Genomic DNA, 17,499 nt, shown 5'->3' with positions numbered 1-17,499 from the left:
GAGCACGTCCCCTCTCGTCCGTCCACTCCGCTTGCGCCAGCTTACTTCCTCTTTTCGCCGACGGCCGCGCCGCTAGGTGACTTCCCTTGCCAGCCGACCGGCTTGAACCGCATTGCGAACCATGTTCGCGACGATGCCCACCAGCATGCGAAGCAGCCCGATGACCCAAAACCCCTTCGCCTCCATCACCAGGCCGTCGACGGCGGCCATGGAGAAGACCCCTCCGGCGTTCTTGGCAAGCGCCCTCAGGGGCATGTTCCAGATGAACAGCACGTTGAGGTTCGGCACGCCGCGGCGCTCCCCCGCCCTGCGCAGGAGGTTGAAAATGGACCAGAGCAGCCAAAGGAGCGGGCTGCGCCCGTGGATGAGGTCGCAGAAGCAGGTGTTGCGATCGATGGTGGCGCGCTCCTGCGGAATCGGTCGGCCAAGAAGCGCCGCGAACTCTGCGTCAGTGACCTCCTTGACCCTACCCGTCTCGTAGGAACGCAGGTCAAGGCCCTCATAGGGATTCTTGGCACCCGTTCCCGCAAGCTCGACCTGCGCCCTCAGGCGAATGTCCTCGCAGGAGGCTCCCACGCGCAGCTCGTAGACGCCCCTCTCGATCTCCCAGGACCCGGTCCCCACGTCGAAGTATCGGAAGGCCTTGTCATCCAGGGCAATGGTCACGCCCTTGGTCTCGCCAGGTTCCAGGAAGACCTTGGCGAAGCCCTTGAGCTCCTGCTCCGGACGGAACACCTCCCGCTTCGGCTTTGACACGTAGAGCTGCACGACCTCTGCACCAGCGCGTCTGCCGACGTTGGTGACGCTCAGGGTCACGACGTCCGCGGCAACCCTGGGCCGGGAGTATTCGAAGCGGGTGTACGAGAGGCCGTAGCCGAAGGGGAAGGCAACGGGCACGCCCGCGGTCTGGTAGTAGCGGTAGCCGACGTAGGGCCCCTCGCGATATGCGGCGACGTGACCCCCTGCGGGGAAGGTCTTGGCGGTCGGCGTGTCCGCGAGGCGCCTCGCCCAGCTCTCGGACAACTTTCCCGAGGGGTTCACGCGACCGCAGACCACGTCCAGCGCCGCGCTTGCCCCGGCCTGGCCCCCCAGGCAGAGGTAGGCGAGCGCGCGGGCGTCGTCCGCCCAGTCGCACTCGACCGGCGCGCCACCCGAAAGCAGCACCACGACGTTGGGGTTCGCCGACGAAAGCCGACGGAGCAGCTCCACCTGGTTCTGATTGACCCGCATGTCGTCACGGTCCATGCCCTCGGACTCGACCAGCTCGTCCAGCCCCATGCAAAGCAGGACGACCTCGGCCCGACGCGCGAGGTCGATCGCTGCGGCGGCCTTGGCGTCATCCTTGTCACCATGGCGCTCGTACCCCGGCTCGAAGCCCACGAGCTCGAGGCCGGAGCACCCGACGCACCCGAGCAGCGTATCGAGCCTGGTGGGGTTCACCAGGCTCGAGCCCGCGCCCTGGTAGCGAGGGACGCTTGCGAAGTCGCCGACGAGCGCGACCCTCGTGCCCGTGGCAAGGGGCAGGATGGGTCCGCCTTGTTCCGTGGCCTCGTTCTTGAGGAGCACGATGGAGTTGGCGGCGACGTCACGTGCGATGGCATGATGGTCCCCGACGTCGAAGGCGTCATCGGCCGAGGCGGTTGCGGCGCAGGTGGGCAGAATGACGCCAAGGGCCTCCCTCACGCGCTCGTCCACGACCGACTCCTCCAAGCGGCCGTCTCGCACGGCGGCAGTGAGCTCCCGCACGGGCGAGAGGCCAGGGTCGGGCATCTCGAAGGTCGATCCCGCGCGCACGCCCGCGATGTGGTCGTTGGAGCCGCCCCAGTCGGTGACCACCGCCCCGTCGAAGCCCCACTCGCCACGAAGGACGTCGGTGAGAAGCCTGACGCTCTCGTTGGCGTAGGTGCCGTTGACGAGGTTGTACGAGCTCATGATGCACTTGGGGCCACTCTCGCGCACCACGATCTCGAACGCCGTGAGGTAGAGCTCGCGCAGGGTGCGCTCGTCGAGGACGGAGTCCGACGCCTGCCGCCTCGTCTCCTGGCTGTTCGCGGCAAAGTGCTTCGGGCAGGCGGCGACGCCGGTCGACTGGATGCCGCGCACGTAGGCCGCAGCCATCTTGCCGGCGAGGTAGGGGTCCTCGGAGAAGTACTCGAAGTCGCGGCCGCAGAGGGGACTCCGCTTGATGCAGAGCCCGGGTCCCAGCACCACGTTCACCCCCTGGGCCAGACACTCCTCGCCCAGGGCGCGGCCAAGGGCCTCTCCCATGCCCGGGTCCCAGCTGTTGGCGACGGTGGCCGCCGTGGGGAAGCACGTTGCGGGCCTGCTGCCACCTATGCCCAGGTGATTGGCTCCCTCCGCCTGGAGGCGCAAGCCATGGGGGCCATCCGAGAACTGCATGGCGGGGATGCCGTATCGAGGCATGGCACGCGTGGTGAACGCGGAGCCCCCTGAGAGCAGGGCGCACTTCTGCTCCAACGTCATGCGGCCCAGCGTCTCTTCGATCCTTCGAGCAAGCTCGTCTGATGTGCCCACGCAACCTCCCCGCACAACGGAATCCCCTCTCCCCACGACTTTAGCGGTAGGAGGGAGAAGGCGCGGCGGGTAGGTCGAGATGCCGGCGGGCGAGGTCCAGGCGCCCCACATGGCCGGCCGAGGCAATCGGATGCGGCCCTACGCCGCGTGCCCACCCTCGCGGCGGCTGCCCTTGCCCATGCGGCTCCTCACGAGGCCCACCACGGTGGGCACGAGCGAGACCAGGACGATCCCCACGATGAGCAGCTCGAAGTGCCTCTGCACGAAGGGAATGCCGCCGAAGAAGTATCCGAGCAGGGTGAAGAGGGTGGACCAGGTGATGCCGCCCAGCACGTTGAACAGCACGAAGTTGCGCCAGTGCATGCCACCCACGCCCGCCAGGAAGGGCACGAAGGTGCGGATGAAGGGGAAGAAGCGCCCCAGGAAGATGGCGAGGTGCCCCCACTTGTCGAGGAAGGCCTCGGTCTTCTCCACGCGCTCCGGCGTCATGGCCTTCACCTTGCCCGAAGCGATGATGCGACGGCCGAAGAAGTGCCCGATCATGAAGTTGCACTGGTCACCCAGGATTGCCGCCGCCCACACGACCCCCAACAGCCAGACGATGTCGAAGCCGCCGCCGTTGGCGAAGAACCCCGAGGCGAAGAGGAGCGAGTCACCTGGCAGGAAGGGGAAGAAGACCACGCCGGTCTCGATGAAGACGATCAGGAAGACGAAACCGTAGGCGGCGAGCGGACCCATGGCAATCCAGCTGGCGATGGCGGCACGCGGATCGCGCAGCAGCTCGGCGATGAAGCTTACGAAGCCCATGCTATTCTCCCAGTCCTTCGGCGCAAACCCGCAGGAGCGGGTACCAGCATGTCAGCCAGGGAACGCTGCCCCAGATAACAAAGGCGCTCCCGGTCACGAGGTGGCCATGGAGCGCCCTGGAGCGCGCTCGGCGGGAACGGGTGCCCGCCAGAGGCCCCTTATGGCTGCTGCCTTCCGACCCTGACCAGGTTCGAGGTGTGACGTCACCCGAACCCGCCCAACGCGCTTGCGGGATAACTCTACCAAAGTCGCACGTGGGGCGTGCCGCTCACACCAAACGGCCACGAGCGTGACGACGAGGCCCGGGCCACCCAAGGCAGCCCGGGCCCTCGAAGTCGAGAGGGACGCGCGCCCTAGGCCTTGACGCCGTACCAACCGACGTTCTCATTGCGCCAGCCGAGCCTGACCAGGCCGTCGCGCTCCCCGGCGTTGACCGTGTAGTGATGCGACCCCGCCTTGGCGTTGGGGTTGTAGAGACGGAAGAGCGCCTGTCCCTTGGCGTCGTCGGAGTACCAGCCTATCCCCTCGTACCTCCAGCCAAGGCTCACGAGCTTGTCCCGCTCGGCCTTGCTCGTGGTGTAGTGGTGGTCGCCGGCGTTCTTGTTGTAGAGGCGGAAGACCGGGGTGCCGGACTTGGTCGGAGCGACCCAGGCCACGCCCTCGTAGCGCCAGCCGGCCCTCACGAGGCCGTCGCGCTCGCCTGTGCTCGCGGTGTAGAAGTGCTCACCGCTGTTGGGATTGTAGAGGCGGTGCATGGCCTGGGCCTGGACGGCCTGCTTGCCGGACTTGGGACTCGGCTTTGGGTTCTGGTTGGGCTTGGGGTCGGCCTTAGGCTTGGCGGCGCCACCGTTATTGGGCTTGCTGGGCTTTGTGGGAGTCTTGCCCCGCTCGCCGCCCTTGCCCTAGGGCTTGGGGTCGGCAGGATTGCCGGAGTCCTGCTTGGGGTTGGAAGGCTTCGGGTCTGCGGGCTTGCCCCCCTCGTTCTTGGGCGTCGAGCCCTGACCCTGCGGCTTTTCCTCGGGGACGGGCTTCTCCTCCCCCTTGCTGCGGTAGGTGTCGGCCATGCCGCTGCGCTGGGACTTGATCTGGTCGTTCGTGTACCAGCGGGAGTCCTTGACGGACCACCAGCCACGCTCATCCGGGGAGCTGGGGAGCTCGTCCAGCACGGCAGGACGGAAGCCCTTCCCCACCTTCCACTCGACCAGGCCGGCGACGTCTCTGAACACATGCCGGGCTCGGCCACGGCACCCATGTCAACCGCAGAAAGGTCGAGGGCAGAAAGCCGCGAGTCTCCCGCAAACATGGCATCCATGCCCCACAGCTCCGTCCAAAGGTCTTGGGCAGCCTCAGGTCGGGAAGGGCATAGCACTCGGAGACCAGGGCGTTGGCAACCCTCACGCTCCTGAAGTCCAGCGATGAGAGGTCGAGGAACGTCAGCGAAGAGCAGGCGTAGAACATGTGGTCGACACTTTGAACCTTGGAGGTGTCAATGCCGCCCAGCTCGACCGAGAGCAGCTCGGAGCAACCCTCGAAGAGGCTGGCGAGCCTGATGGTCGAGGACGTGTCGAGACAGCTGAGGTCCGCGACCTTGAGTCCCTTGAGGTTGAGGAGCTCGCTCGAGTCCTCTGGTGCCTTGACGCCGGACCTGATGCTTATGGCGACGACCCTCTTGGTCACGTTTTCAGGAATCGCGTGGACCGACTCCATCACGCCAGAGACGCCGTCGGTCGGAAAGACCACGAGCTCCCCCCCTGTCGTCCAACGTGTAGGAGCAGCCCTCGCCAAAGGTTCCCTCGACCGTCTTCGCCACGACGGACGTGGAAAGGAGGATGGAAGCGGCCAGCGCGAAGGCCGCGATGACGGACGCCAGAAGCACTCGGCCCACGTCCTTGATGTGTAGCCCTGTCGTCCGCCTTGCGGGATTCGGGGGCATGCCCGTGTCTCTCTCCTGTCTGTTGTAGATTCTGACGTTCATTCAATAGTTCCGAACCGGATATAAAACCGTGGGGGAGCCGGCAGAGAGCATATTACCTGGGCAAACGCTCGACACAATACCGCTGGGCTGATGCGCGCAGTTGTGGATATTTCTCCATGAGCGAGAAGGGCGCGCGGTCGTCGCGGATGGCTCTTCCCGCACAAGCAGGGGCGGGTCCCGCAAGCTGCGAGGCCCGCCCCGAAGAGACGACTTGGCGAGAGGCTACCCTGCCTTCACGCCATACCAGCCGATGCCCTCGTCCCTCCAGCCGAGCTTGACGAGGGCGTCATGCTCGCCCTGGCTCGTCGTGTAGTGGTGGGAGCCAGACGTGGCGTTGGGGTTGTAGAGGCGCAACAGGGGCTCTCCCTGGGCGTCGTCGGAGTACCAGCCGATGCCCTCGTCGTTCCAGCCGAGCCTCACGAGGCCGTCGCGCTCCTCGGCGCTCATGGTGTAGTGGTGGTCGCCCGCGTTGGGGTTGTAGACGCGGTAGACCGGGGTCCCGGACTTGACGGGGGCGGTCCAGCCCCTGCCCTCGTAGCGCCAGCCGGCCGAGACGACCTGCACGCACTCGTCGAAGCTCATGGTGTAGAAGTGCTCGCCGCTGTTGGGGTTGTAGAGGCGGTACATGGTGCCGGTGGGCTCTTCGACCACGGGCTCGCTCACGGTAACCGTGGCGACATCGGACTCGATGCTTACTCCGTCAGCATTGGTGACAACGACCTTGTACTTGGTCTCGCCGACGGTGCTGGTCTGGGGCACGTAGGTGTCAGAGCTGCCGCACTTGCTCCAGCTGCTTCCGTCGCTGGACTTCATCCACTGGTAGTCAAGGCCGGCACCCAAGAGGTCCTGGGTCTCGACGGAGAGTGCCGCTGCACCCGAACCCTGCACGTAGCTCGCAGAAACGGGCTGACCGGTGATGATGGGACGCACCACCCTGGAAGCATAGGCCAACGTGCCATCGAGGTCGCTGGACTTGAAGGGCACGGAGAAGTCGCCCGCGTTGATGTAGTCGCGAAGCTCCGTGCGCAACGCCTGCATCTTCTCGAATACCTCGGTCGAGACAACGACGAAGGCCTCGTTGGCAAGGGAACTGCGCTCGCCCTCGGGAAGGGACCGCATGTACTCGTCGACGATGCCGTGCTGGTCGTTGATCTGGGTCTGGACGACCTTGAGGTAGTCGGCGACGCCGGCGGCGCAGGCCTTGCGGTTGTTGTACGTCAGGGTGTTGATGTCCATCATGACGTAGTCCATGGTGTCGTCGTCCGCATCAGTAAGAGCGGTCTCGACGCTGTCGATGGACTCCTTCTTCCCCACATGGCTCAAATTGATGGTCTCGAAGTTGTCATAGATTCCCGGAATCTCGATGAGAAGCGCCGAGTAGCTGGGCAGGTAGACGCTGAACTCCGTGCGAGAGAGAGCCTCCCACTGGATGGTGGCGATATCTGGGCTCATCCCCCTGCGAGTCTGGAAGATGTGGGACTCGATTGTCCGGTTGTTCCCAATGGCATAGAGCTTGCTGTTCTCGTTGGCGTTGAACTGCGTGCCCTCGCCGCGGGCCGCAAGGGAACGCTGTGCGTCATAGAGGGAGTAGTCACTGCGACCAGGAGTAAAGAAGAGGAGACGTGCCTCGGGGCTGACACCGCTCACCCTGCCGGAGGTATCGACCTCGAAGGTACCGTCGGTGAGGGGATTGCCGAAGTAGGAGCGACCCTGTGCATAGCGCGTGTTCTGACCCGCGCCAGACTCGGTCTCGCCGTAGGAGCTGGCGACGTCCATGCCACCGTCCGCGAAGGTCACGTAGGTGCCGGCCTTCTTTGCGGTCTCCTCGAGGCCCTCCGAATGCAGACATACGCTCTTGTCGGCCAGGTCGACCTTGAACTGCAGGTTGCCCATGTTGGGATTGATTGAAGCAACGTCGTCAGAGATCTTGATGGCAATCCACTGGTGTCCCGAGAGCTGCTGGAAGTTCCAGACCTCGTTGGCGTCGCCCACCCAGATCTGGTTGCAGTCCTGGGCGCCGTACTTGTCCATGACGTCGCCGAGTATCTCCACTCCCTCACGGGCAGTGGCGGCCTCACCGAGCACGACGTCCGCGATGTTGTACTCGCCCAGGCCCTCTTTCGTCTTTGGATCGACCGCTTCGACCTTGCTGTTGAAGTCGGTGGTGAGCGTGGCGGAGCAGGTCACGCCCTTCTCGTTGATGCCTGCTTCGGCATAGGGTGGTGCCAGCTCTCCCCAGTCCGCCTGGGCATCGCGCACGAAGGTATAGCGGTAGGTCTTCCCCACCGTCCGATTGAAGGCACTCTCTTCCGAGGTGTAGGTCTTGCCATCGGTGGCTTCCTGGACCCCGAAAATCTTCACGTGGCGCGACGCATAGTCTTCTGCGCGGCCGTACAGCACGTCACCCGAGGCGGTGAGCTTGGGACCGATGTAGACCTGAGTGCACGCCAGTGCCTGGACCGGCGTCGCCATGGCAATCGAGGCGGCTGCCATCGAAGCCACGGCGAACCTCTTGAGCAGGTTGCTCCTGTGCATGAGCGCGGACTCCCTTCTTCAGCAGTCCCCCGACAGGCCAGGGACCAACCAATATGATCACTCGCCCGCAGCGTAAACGAAACAAAGCTGAAACAGTCATTAACAATTTGCTTCTCCTGCTGAAGGGACAAAAAAGCCCGCCAGACGTGTGTCGGCGGGCCAAGGGAGGACCCTGCGAATATGAAGGGGCGCCCTCTCACCATCGGACATGGAGGCGAGAGGGACGCCCTCGCTGGGCTACTACTTCCTGTGCGCGCGATAGTACGCGATGAGGGCCTTAGTGCTGGCGTCCTGGCCCTGGAGCGCCTCGTCGTCGTGGAAGGCGGGCGTGATCTGCTTGGCGAGCTGCTTGCCCAGCTCGACGCCCCACTGGTCGAAGGAGTCGATGCCCCAGACCGTCCCCTCGACGAAGGTGATGTGCTCGTACAGGGCGATGAGCTCGCCCAGTGCGTGCGGCGTCAGCGCCTCTCCGAAGATCGAGGTCGTGGGACGGTTGCCCGTGAAGCAGCGGGCGGGCACGATCTCTTCGGGCGTGCCCTCGGCGCGCACCTCCTCGGCCGTCTTGCCAAATGCGAGTGCCTTGGTCTGCGCGAGGAAGTTGCCCAGGAAGAGCTCGTGCACGTCCTGGTCCCCGTCCTTGGTGGGGTTGGGGGTGTTGGCGAAGGCGATGAAGTCCGCCGGAATCATGCGGGTGCCCTGGTGGATGAGCTGGTAGAAGGCGTGCTGGCCGTTGGTTCCCGGCTCGCCCCAGAAGATCTCGCCAGTGTCGGAGGTGACGGGGCTCCCGTCCCAGCGCACGCCCTTGCCGTTGGACTCCATGGTGAGCTGCTGCAGGTAGGCCGGGAAGCGGTGCAGGTACTGGTCATAGGGCAGCACCGCGTGGCTTTCCGCACCGAAGAAGTTGACGTACCACACGTTGACGAGGCCCATGAGTGCGACGACGTTCTGCTCGAGCGGGGTCTCGCAGAAGTAGCGGTCGAGATCGTTGAAGCCCACCAGGAACTCCCTGAAGCGCTCGGGACCGAAGGCGACGATGAGCGAGAGGCCCACCGCGGCGTCCACGGAGTAGCGGCCGCCGACCCAGTTCCAGAAGCCGAAGGCGTTCTGGGGGTCGATGCCGAACTCGGCGACCTTGTCAAGCGCGGTCGAGACGGCCACGAAGTGCTTCGCGATGGCCTCCGCCTCCTGCTCGGGCGAGCCGTCGATGGCCCCGCTGGCACGCAGGCCCTCGAGCATCCAGGCCTTGGCCTCGCGGGCGTTGGTCAGGGTCTCGAGCGTGGTGAAGGTCTTGGAGACGACGATGACCAGGGTGGTCTGGGGGTCCAGCCCGCGGACCTTCTCGGCCATGTCGTTGGGGTCGATGTTGGACACATAGCGCACGCTGATGCCCGCGTCGGCATAGGGGCGCAGGGCCTCGTAGACCATGACCGGGCCCAGGTCTGAGCCGCCGATGCCGATGGAGACGACGTCGGTGATGCGCTTGCCCGTCACGCCCTTCCACTCGCCCGAGCGCACGCGCTCGGCGAAGGCGTACATGCGGTCGAGGACCTCGTGGACGTCAGCCACCACGTCCTGCCCGTCCACGACGAGGCTGCCCTTCTCGGCCTCGGGACGACGGAGCGCGGTGTGCAGGACGGCGCGGTCCTCGGTGGTGTTGATGTGCTCGCCGGCAAACATGGCGGCGCGCCTCTCCTCCAGCCCGACAGCCCTCCCGAGCTTCGCGAGGAGCTTGAGCGTCTCGTCGTCCACGAGGTTCTTGGAGAGGTCGAAGTGTAGGTCGTCCAGGTCGAACGAGAGCTTCTTCACGCGCTGGGGGTCGTTGGCGAAGGACTTCTTCAGGCTGAAGCCGCTCGTCACCAGCTTGTCGTGATGCTCCTGGAGCGCCTGCCACTCGGGGGTCTGGGTCGCGTCAATAGGTGCGGGAACGCCTGCCATGTCTGCTCCTTTGTTCGCCATGAGAAGAACCCTGGACACACAGCTAGCGTAGCGCAAACGGAGGGGTCGGACGTCACGTTTGGCAGATGCTTGGGAACGCCTCGACCCCGCGCCAACCCGATACGAGGGCGAGAGGGACGAGCTTCTGCCATAGCACCCCCGCCAGGAACCACGAAGCACGCCGTCGCCGACGGCCCTGGGCTAGTACGGCTCACCCAGCGGCGGCAACTTCTTGAGGCGCGCCCACATGAGCTGCTTCTGGCGGCCGTCCCCCAGGGAGGCCGCAAACTCCCCCAGCGCCATGACGCGCATGCCCAGGACGTGGGCCACGACGCCCTCCTCGAGCATGGCGGCATCGAAGTCCGGCAGCCCTGCCAGCTCTGTGGCGTAGGCGGCGCGCAACGCCATGGCGGCGACGCCGTCCACCGCTATGACCGTCGCGGGGTCCAGCACGCAGACCGCCTCGCGCAGAAGCGCCGCGTCCAGCGGCGCTGTCGAGCCGAGGCCCACGGCGCCCAGGGCCACCCAGTCCTCCGGCGCGTATCCCAGCGCCGCCAGCGCCGCGCGCAGCGCCTCGCCGTCCGCACCACCCAAGAGCGGCCCGCCGGCGAGCTCGTCCCCTGAGAGGGACCCCTTCACAAAGAGGCAGGACGAGAAGGCGTTTCCGGACATGTTTACGTCGCGCTCGGCGAGGGATGCCAACTCGAAGCGCTGCTTGCGCAGGTAGGCATCCCGTCTTAGCTCGCGCTCGCCCCTCATTGCCCGCCTTCCGTCACCGTTTCCACACTTATCGATTCTACTGCCGGCATGCCACCGCTATGGGGTATAAGCCGCCCAGAGAGCAAGCGCCGCAAGGCACCCTACACAAGGAGAGACAACAATGGCCAACGCTATCACCAACGCCGAGTTCGACTCTGTCCTCGCCAACTCTGACAAGCCCGTCCTGGTGGACTTCTGGGCCTCCTGGTGCGGCCCCTGCCGCGCCCTGGGTCCCGTCGTCGAACAGGTCGCCGACGAGCTGTCCGACAAGATGGTCCTCTACAAGTGCAATGTCGACGACGAGGGCGAGCTCGCCCAGCGCTTCCAGATCGTGAGCATCCCCACCCTGATCCTCTTCAAGGACGGGAAGCCCGCCCACACCATGGTGGGCAACATGCCCAAGGCTGACCTCCTGAGCGAGCTCAACGCCAACCTCTAGGCCTTTTGAGAAGGGCAGCCCCTTGGCGGCCCGAAGTAATACCCTTGGAGGCGGACGCCCACGCGTCCGTCTCTTTTTGTCTCTGGCTGGAGGGTCCACATGGGCGAGCGCGTCAGTAAAACCTTCGACCTCTTCGGGCGCCTCGTGCGCAAGAACCTCTGGACCATAGTCCTCATCCTCGCCGTGGTGGGCTTCATCGCACTGCTCGAGGAGGTGCACGAGGACGGGCTCCTCGCCCTGGACGGATGGGCCTACTACCTCGTCGTGCTCCACATGAGGAGCGAGTGGCTCACTCCCATAATGCAGTCCATATCCGAGCTCGCGCTTCCCGTCGTCCTCGTCGTCATGCTCCTGGTCGTCGAGGCCTTCGCCCCCGGAAGGCGTCCCGGCCTCTGCGCCGCGGTCAACCTTGCTCTGGCGCTTGCGCTCAACCTGGTGCTCAAGGAGCTCGTGCAGCGACCCCGGCCCGAGGGCTACCGGCTCATCGCGGAGTCCGGCTATAGCTTCCCCTCCGGCCACTCCATGGTGGCGATGGCGTTCTACGGGCTCCTGGTGTGGATGGTCTGGCGCTACGAGGGGGACCGCTTCGTGAAGGTCCTCTGCATGGGCGGGCTCTCGCTGGTCATCGTCGCCGTCGGCCTGAGCCGCATCTATCTGGGCGTCCATTACGCATCGGACGTGATTGCCGGATTCTGTGTGTCCATCGCCTGGCTCTGCGCGTACACCCGCATCTTCGTGCCCATGTTCCTGCCTGAGGGACATGGGCCGGAGCGTCGGGCGGCGCAAGAGCCATAGCCCCCGGCACCCAGCCGGCAACGGGAAGCTCGCACCTCTCGCCCCTTCCAGGCGAGAGGTGCGCCTCATCCTGGCTCGGAATCGCTCACAGGCCTACGATCTCTGCCTTGAGCAGTCTGCCGTCCTCCGCGACGATCCTGCCCATGGTCGGGCCGCCGCCACGGGGCAGGCTGGGGCTCCCCGGGTTCATGACCAGGACTCCCGTGCGGGAGTCTCGCTCCAGGAGGGGGCGGTGCGTGTGTCCGCAGATGGCGACGTCGCAGACCTCGAGGTCGAGTCTCTCCTGGTAGTGGCAGACCTGCCAGCGCAGGCCGCTGGCGAAGAAATGGGTGACGTTGCCCACGAAAGGGCCGTAGTCGTAGCCCCAGTCGTTGTTGCCCTTGCAGAGCTTCAGGGGGGCTATCCGCTCCAGGCGGCGCGCGTCCGCCGTCGAGCACATGTCACCGGCGTGCACTATAACGTCAGCGCCCTCAAGTGCCCGGAGCAACTCTGCGGAGAGGTGGCCGTGGGTGTCAGAGACTATGTCGTAGCGCATGGAACTCCCGTCGGGTCCGTCTTGTCGGCGGCCTAGATGCCCAGGGCGCGCTTGAGCGCGACCACGCGGCGGCGCGAGACGGGGATCTTCTTCTCGGGAATGCCCTTGAGGCCCAGCTGCAGAATTCCGCTGGAAATGACCTCGACGTCCTCCACGTGGTCGAGGTTCACGATGTAGCCGCGATGCACCCTGAAGAAGCCGTGGGGCACGAGCCTCTGCTCGAGCTTGGCCAGGGAGATGGTCGAGAGGAAGCGGTCCTCGTCGGTGTAGATGCAGGAGTAGTCGTCCTTCGCCTCGATGAAGCGAATCTGGTCGACGGGGACCAGCACCTTACGTCCGCCCTTCTCCACCGGAATTCGCTCGATGGAGACGCAGGTGCTGGGAGCGGGCTTGAGACGCGCCTCGACCTTGTCGAGGGCCTGGGAGAGGCGATCGGTCTCTACCGGCTTCATGAGGTAGTCGACCGCGTCGACGTTGAAGGCGTCCAGCGCGTACTCGCTGTATGCGGTGACGAAGACCACGGCAGGCGGGTTCTTGAGCTTCCTCAGCGCCTCGGCGAGCTGCATGCCAGAGGTCTTGGGCATCGAGATGTCCAGGAAGAGCACATCGGGATGGCGCTCGACACCCTCCTTGCTGCGCACAAGTGCCTCGACGGCCTCTCGCGCGCTGCTCGCCTCCTCGACGGACTCGACCCTCCCGGTCTCGTCCAGGAGGAACCTGAGCTCGGAACGGGCGGGAGCCTCGTCGTCTACGATCAGAACGTTAAGCATGCAATCAGCCAACTTTCTTCCGCCGGCGGCGGTAACCGAATGCCTACGAATACCAAAATGACCACGTCAGGGCCCAATTCACCATCTTACGCCTGTTGGCGCTAGCCCGCGCCCCCTGTAGGCGCGGCTCCCACAAGCCGCAGCGTGACGCAGGTGCCCGCACCCTCACGGCTCATGATCTCGACCCCCGACCCCATGCCGAAGAAGCGCTCGATGCGCTCGGCCACGTTGCGCAGGGCGATGCCGGTCCCCTTGTCGCTCTGGGACATGCCCCTGCCCTCGGCGCTGGCCTCGAGCAGTCCGTTGGCGACCTCCTCGCTCATGCCGAGGCCATCGTCGGCGACGGCAATGAGCACGTCTCCCCCGTCCGAGACAACCTGCACGTCGATGTGGAGCGGTCCCTCGTCGCTCATGGCGTGGCGCACCGCGTTCTCCACGATGGGCTGCACGAGGAAGCCCGGAACCCGCACCTTACCGCATCCGGGCTCGACGCGCTCGGTCTCGACGATACGGTCGTCGCCGAAGCGCGCCTTCTCTATCTTGAGGTAGCGCCTGGTCTGCTCCAGCTCCTCCTCGAGGGGGATGAGCTGCTCGGAGCTCTCGAGCGTACGACGATAGAAGACGGCGAACTCGCGCAGGAGCTCGCGGGCGCGGGAGGGGTCGGTCCTCGTGAGCGACGCCATCGTGTTGAGCGCGTTGAAGAGGAAGTGCGGGTTGATCTGGGCCTGCAGGGCCTTGACCTCGGCACGTGCCGTGAGCTCCGCCTGGCGGTCGAGCTCGTAGGCAGAGAGCTGCGTAGAAAGGAGCTCCGCGAAGCCGCGCGCGATGGCGAGCTGGGTGCGGTCCACGTCCCGGCCGTGGCGGTAGTAGAGCTTGAAGGTCCCCACGGGTCGGCCCGCCACCTCGAGCGGCGCGATGATGCCCACGGGAAGCACCTGCTCGCGGGCATCGCGCGAGAGCCCGACCTCCATGTCGGCCCATTCGTCCCAGTCGAGGTTGGTGAAGGTCTGCACGTGTCCGCTGGACAGGACCTCGCGGGTGGGGTCGCTGTTGGGGGCACCGACCTTGAATCCCGAGAGGTCGTCGCCCACGAAGGCGATGGTCCGCCTGTCGTCGCTGATGGCTATGGCCGATGCCGTGGTCTCGGGAAGGACCAGCTGGCAGACGGCCATGGCGCTCTCGGGGCTGAGGCCGGCGGACATCTGACGCAGGGTCCCGGACGCGACGCGCAAGGTCCTCTCGGTCGCCTGCGACCTCAGGTCGTCCGGTGCCATGAGGGCGGAGCCGCCCGCCACGATCACGACGGCGAGGCCCGCACCCGCGACGACCGCCGCGGTGATGTTGCTCACACCGATCCCCCAGCCCAAAAGCACCAGGAGCGCGAGCGACGACGCCACCAGGAGCGTGTTCACGAGGAGCCTGAAGTGCGCCATCACGAACCTACGCATGCGTGCCGCCATCCTGCGCCACGGGGGTTCCACTATGGACGAGACGCCTGGCCAGCAGCGCGTCCTGCCAGAGCGTCCCCATGATTTTTGGCCAATAGGTCTGGAAAGCGAAGTAGCTCGAGCAGTGGCGGTCGGCCCAGGCGCGCGCCTTGCGACGGCCGCGCAGGAAGATCTTGAGGTAGGCCATGCGCTCCGGGCCCGCGATGGCGCGCAGGAGCGAGGTCAGCGCGATCCTGTGGCTCACCTCGGGAGAGACCCACTCGCTGGGGTACGGCCTGAGGGACTCCGGACGCACCTGGCGGAGGCCGATGCTCGAGTTGGCGAAGCGCAGCTTGGCGACCTCGTACTCCCAGCGATAGGCATCCTGCAGGAAGCGTGCCGCGCGCGAGGGGCACTCGGGCGGCAGGTGGCGCACCCTCCATTGGTTGTCGAACCACACGTCCAGGCCGTGCATGCGCAGGTCGAGCAGGTAGTCGAGGTCCTCGCCCCTGGGAATGACCGGGTCGAAGGCCACGTTGCAGAACGCCTGCGCCGCGACGGCGAAGCAGCCGCCGCAGACGTAGTTGGAGCGAGAGATGCGCGTACCCGTCTGCGCACGGTGCATCCACTGGTTGAACTCCACGCGCTTGGCCCAGTGGCGGTCCCGCCAATGCGGCTTGGAGACGTCCGCGTAGGGAGAGCCCGAGCGGTCCAGGAAGTGGCCGCTCTTCGCCATGATGGGAAGTCCCTGCCGGTTGTCGAGCCCCAGGCCGAAGAGCGCGTCGATGAGGAAGTTCTCGTCCAGGGCCACCTCGTCGTCGTCCAGGAAGACCACGACGTCGTGTCCGAGCACGGCGGCGACGGCGAGCCCCATGTTGCGGATCGCGCCGTAGCCCCTGAGCGAGACGCTCTCCCTGTCCATCTTCGGCGCGATGGCCTCCACGGCACGAGTGACCAGGTCGGCCTCGCGCTGGTCCACCACCAGGGGGTTGAGCCTTGGGTGGGACCGGCAGATCGCGTCCACGCGAGCGCGGGCGCCCTCCGCGCAGGAGCGCGGCGCCACCAGGAGAACCACGACCCTCAAGACCCCGCGGACCGCATCGAGCGAGGCGAGGCAGGTCTCCAGCTCGGGCAGGGGCTTCGCTATGGGCGTCGCATGATCGTACGCACCGACCCGCCCGATTTCGAGCGGCTCGTCCTGCCAGGTCCAATAGGAGGGTATGACCACGACCGGATTCAAGGGCTACGCCCCCTCCGTCGCCGTCGGGGCGGCCTCGTCCTGCAACAGACGCCGAGGAAGCGGGCTCGCGAGGAGCGCCCTGAAGAGGGGCAGGCCCAGGGCATAGACCACCAGGCCCTCACCCAGGCCACAGGCGACGAAGCCAAAGAGGTACATGGCGGGATAGGCGCCGTCCAAGGCGATGGACGTGAAGGGGATGGTATAGAAGCCCAGACCCTGGAGGAGCAGGGGCAGGTAGGCGGGGACTATGAGGGCGTTGGCCAGGACGGGCCCCAGGACGGCCACGGACGGGCGGGAACGCAGCCTCCAGGTGACGAGGGCGCCCAGGGTCGTGGCCAGGGTGCCGAACACCACGTCCAGAAGGCCCAGGAGGCCAGTCCCGGAGAGCGCGATGTTCGCAATGTTCGCGATGGCGCAGCCCAGGGCAAGGCCGGGAACGGCGTCCGCGGTGAGGAGGGCCAGGACGCAGACCGCCTCGGAGAGCCTGAGCTGCACGGGCCCCCACGAGAGGCCGCCCAGGAAGGCCATGCAGACCAGGGTCAGCGCGGCATACAGGCCGGCGATGGTGGCGATGCGCGTGATTCGGGTGGGGGTGAGCTGCTTCTTAGTTGAGTTGGGAGAAGCGAACAACGTGGAGCCTCCTTCTGTGGGCGTCTGGCCCGTCGGTAGCAAGTGCCAGTCCATTCTACCCTCACCCACGGTTCGGGCCCCCTGGGCGGGCAGCTCGTGCGGGCTCCTTGACATGGGCGCCCGGCCACAGCATCATGGCGGGGCCGGCGGGCCAGAGGGGCTGCGCCGCATCGGATGTCAAAGGGACGGCTGGGTAATGTCAGGCATTCAGGAGGAACTCTCCGCCTCGCAGATCGAGGAGTCCGTACGCATCGCGAACCGAAGGGAGCATCCCGGCAAGCTGCGCTTCTTCGCCACGCTCAACCTGGGCATCTTCCTCACCTCGCTGGGAGTCGAGCTCTTCAAGTCGCCCAACCACTTCGCCCTCGGCGGCACCTCGGGCATGTCGATCATCCTCGCGACACTCTTTCCCGGGCTCCCCGTGAGCGCCTTCATGTGGGTGATCAACACCATCCTGGTCGTCTTGGGCCTCGTGTCCCTCGACCGCAAGACCATGGGCTGGACGGTCTACACCTCCTTCGCCCTCTCGGCGTACATCAGCCTCCTCGAGCTGCTGCTGCCCATGCCCCACCCACTCACCGACGACACGCTCCTCGAGCTGATCTTCGCGGTCCTCCTCCCTGCGGTGGGAAGCGCCATCGTCTTCAACATCGGCGCCTCCACGGGAGGAACAGACATCCTGGCCATGATCTTGAAGAAGCACACCTCGCTCGAGATCGGCAAGGCGCTCATGGTGGTGGACTCCCTTATCGTGGCCGCCGCCGCCGTCATCTACGGCCCACGGACGGGGCTCTACTGCGTGCTGGGACTACTGGCGAAGGCCTTCTTCGTGGACGTGTTCATCGAGAGCATAAACACGCTCAAGGTCTGCACCGTGATCAGCCGCAACCCCGACGAGGTGCTCCGCTTCATAGTGACCGTCCTGCACCGCACGGCGACCGTCCGCAAGGAGTGGGGTGGCTTCAGCGGGCGGGAGGAGCGCGTGCTGGTGACGGTGCTCAGCAGACGCGAGGCCACCAAGCTCCGCAACCAGCTGCGCAGGTCTGACCCCAGCGCCTTCATCACCATAGTGAACAGCTCCGAGATCATCGGCAGGGGCTTCCGCGGCGTCTGACGA

General features: G+C 65.9%; 16 protein-coding genes and 1 other RNA gene. 3 read left to right on the top strand and 14 right to left on the bottom strand.

Translation table 11 applies throughout. The features are described from left to right. Positions 1-72: 72 nt before the first annotated feature. From HMPREF1008_RS02845 to HMPREF1008_RS02805, 9 genes are all read right to left on the bottom strand, one after another. Positions 73-2,535 carry a glycoside hydrolase family 3 C-terminal domain-containing protein gene (locus HMPREF1008_RS02845; RefSeq protein WP_009278334.1) on the bottom strand — a complete coding sequence of 821 codons (2,463 nt, stop codon included), beginning with the start codon at positions 2,533-2,535 and terminating at the stop codon, positions 73-75. 138 nt (positions 2,536-2,673) lie between these two features. Further along, positions 2,674-3,342, bottom strand: coding sequence for a DedA family protein (locus HMPREF1008_RS02840; protein WP_009278333.1), 669 nt, complete (start codon positions 3,340-3,342; stop codon positions 2,674-2,676). A 124-nt stretch (positions 3,343-3,466) separates the two neighbouring features. Further along, positions 3,467-3,562: signal recognition particle sRNA small type (gene ffs, locus HMPREF1008_RS10140), an RNA gene on the bottom strand. Between the two features lie 133 nt (positions 3,563-3,695). Then, positions 3,696-4,097, bottom strand: coding sequence for a hypothetical protein (locus HMPREF1008_RS02835; protein WP_009278332.1), 402 nt, complete (start codon positions 4,095-4,097; stop codon positions 3,696-3,698). 147 nt (positions 4,098-4,244) lie between these two features. Continuing rightward, entirely contained in the window at positions 4,245-4,508 is a 264-nt protein-coding gene (locus HMPREF1008_RS02830) for a hypothetical protein (protein WP_083823461.1), read from the bottom strand. Further along, complete coding sequence (locus HMPREF1008_RS10135) at positions 4,477-5,082, bottom strand: BspA family leucine-rich repeat surface protein (protein ID WP_009278330.1); 606 nt, start codon at positions 5,080-5,082, stop codon at positions 4,477-4,479. The genes HMPREF1008_RS02830 and HMPREF1008_RS10135 overlap by 32 nt, the downstream gene beginning before the upstream one ends. Before the next feature lie 457 nt (positions 5,083-5,539). Next, entirely contained in the window at positions 5,540-7,852 is a 2,313-nt protein-coding gene (locus HMPREF1008_RS10130; RefSeq protein WP_009278328.1) for a C69 family dipeptidase, read from the bottom strand. Positions 7,853-8,092: 240 nt separating this feature from the next. Beyond that, positions 8,093-9,787 carry a glucose-6-phosphate isomerase gene (gene pgi, locus HMPREF1008_RS02810; RefSeq protein ID WP_009278327.1) on the bottom strand — a complete coding sequence of 565 codons (1,695 nt, stop codon included), beginning with the start codon at positions 9,785-9,787 and terminating at the stop codon, positions 8,093-8,095. Between the two features lie 201 nt (positions 9,788-9,988). Beyond that, positions 9,989-10,546: a hypothetical protein gene (locus HMPREF1008_RS02805; protein ID WP_009278326.1), complete on the bottom strand. Its 558-nt coding sequence runs from the start codon at positions 10,544-10,546 to the stop codon at positions 9,989-9,991. A gap of 121 nt (positions 10,547-10,667) precedes the next feature. On the opposite strand from HMPREF1008_RS02805, the gene trxA reads away from it, so the two are divergent. Together trxA and HMPREF1008_RS02795 are read left to right on the top strand one after the other, a co-directional pair. Then, complete coding sequence (gene trxA, locus HMPREF1008_RS02800) at positions 10,668-10,985, top strand: thioredoxin (protein ID WP_009278325.1); 318 nt, start codon at positions 10,668-10,670, stop codon at positions 10,983-10,985. Between the two features lie 99 nt (positions 10,986-11,084). Beyond that, on the top strand, positions 11,085-11,780 hold the full coding sequence (locus HMPREF1008_RS02795) for a phosphatase PAP2 family protein (protein ID WP_009278324.1): 696 nt from the start codon (positions 11,085-11,087) through the stop codon (positions 11,778-11,780). 85 nt (positions 11,781-11,865) lie between these two features. Here the strand turns inward: HMPREF1008_RS02795 and HMPREF1008_RS02790 are convergent, their stop codons facing one another. The 5 genes from HMPREF1008_RS02790 to HMPREF1008_RS02770 form a co-directional block, all read right to left on the bottom strand. Then, positions 11,866-12,315, bottom strand: a complete 450-nt coding sequence (locus HMPREF1008_RS02790) for a metallophosphoesterase family protein (protein ID WP_009278323.1) — start codon at positions 12,313-12,315, stop codon at positions 11,866-11,868. Between the two features lie 32 nt (positions 12,316-12,347). Next, entirely contained in the window at positions 12,348-13,085 is a 738-nt protein-coding gene (locus HMPREF1008_RS02785; protein WP_040656709.1) for a LytTR family DNA-binding domain-containing protein, read from the bottom strand. A gap of 101 nt (positions 13,086-13,186) precedes the next feature. Then, positions 13,187-14,533: a sensor histidine kinase gene (locus tag HMPREF1008_RS02780; protein WP_009278321.1), complete on the bottom strand. Its 1,347-nt coding sequence runs from the start codon at positions 14,531-14,533 to the stop codon at positions 13,187-13,189. Further along, the gene (locus tag HMPREF1008_RS02775) at positions 14,526-15,752 is read right to left on the bottom strand and encodes a glycosyltransferase (protein ID WP_009278320.1); all 1,227 of its coding nucleotides are present in this window, start codon (positions 15,750-15,752) and stop codon (positions 14,526-14,528) included. The genes HMPREF1008_RS02780 and HMPREF1008_RS02775 overlap by 8 nt, the downstream gene beginning before the upstream one ends. Positions 15,753-15,755: 3 nt before the next feature. Further along, positions 15,756-16,382 carry a QueT transporter family protein gene (locus HMPREF1008_RS02770; protein ID WP_009278319.1) on the bottom strand — a complete coding sequence of 209 codons (627 nt, stop codon included), beginning with the start codon at positions 16,380-16,382 and terminating at the stop codon, positions 15,756-15,758. Between the two features lie 196 nt (positions 16,383-16,578). On the opposite strand from HMPREF1008_RS02770, the gene HMPREF1008_RS02765 reads away from it, so the two are divergent. Beyond that, positions 16,579-17,496, top strand: coding sequence for a YitT family protein (locus tag HMPREF1008_RS02765; RefSeq protein ID WP_009278318.1), 918 nt, complete (start codon positions 16,579-16,581; stop codon positions 17,494-17,496). Positions 17,497-17,499: the final 3 nt, after the last annotated feature.

This window comes from Olsenella sp. oral taxon 809 str. F0356, from assembly GCF_000233535.1.
Classification (GTDB): domain Bacteria; phylum Actinomycetota; class Coriobacteriia; order Coriobacteriales; family Atopobiaceae; genus Olsenella_I; species Olsenella_I phocaeensis.
This window is presented reverse-complemented; position numbering and strand designations above follow the sequence as displayed.

Coding starts and splice junctions, on each gene's coding strand:
- HMPREF1008_RS02785 (WP_040656709.1), bottom strand. CDS start 13,085: ATGCTTAACGTTCTGATCGTAGACGACGAGGCTCCCGCCCGTTCCGAG.
- pgi (WP_009278327.1), bottom strand. CDS start 9,787: ATGGCAGGCGTTCCCGCACCTATTGACGCGACCCAGACCCCCGAGTGG.
- HMPREF1008_RS02840 (WP_009278333.1), bottom strand. CDS start 3,342: ATGGGCTTCGTAAGCTTCATCGCCGAGCTGCTGCGCGATCCGCGTGCC.
- HMPREF1008_RS10130 (WP_009278328.1), bottom strand. CDS start 7,852: ATGCACAGGAGCAACCTGCTCAAGAGGTTCGCCGTGGCTTCGATGGCA.
- HMPREF1008_RS02805 (WP_009278326.1), bottom strand. CDS start 10,546: ATGAGGGGCGAGCGCGAGCTAAGACGGGATGCCTACCTGCGCAAGCAG.
- HMPREF1008_RS02795 (WP_009278324.1), top strand. CDS start 11,085: ATGGGCGAGCGCGTCAGTAAAACCTTCGACCTCTTCGGGCGCCTCGTG.
- HMPREF1008_RS02835 (WP_009278332.1), bottom strand. CDS start 4,097: ATGCACCGCCTCTACAATCCCAACAGCGGTGAGCACTTCTACACCGCG.
- HMPREF1008_RS02765 (WP_009278318.1), top strand. CDS start 16,579: ATGTCAGGCATTCAGGAGGAACTCTCCGCCTCGCAGATCGAGGAGTCC.
- HMPREF1008_RS02790 (WP_009278323.1), bottom strand. CDS start 12,315: ATGCGCTACGACATAGTCTCTGACACCCACGGCCACCTCTCCGCAGAG.
- HMPREF1008_RS02780 (WP_009278321.1), bottom strand. CDS start 14,533: ATGCGTAGGTTCGTGATGGCGCACTTCAGGCTCCTCGTGAACACGCTC.
- trxA (WP_009278325.1), top strand. CDS start 10,668: ATGGCCAACGCTATCACCAACGCCGAGTTCGACTCTGTCCTCGCCAAC.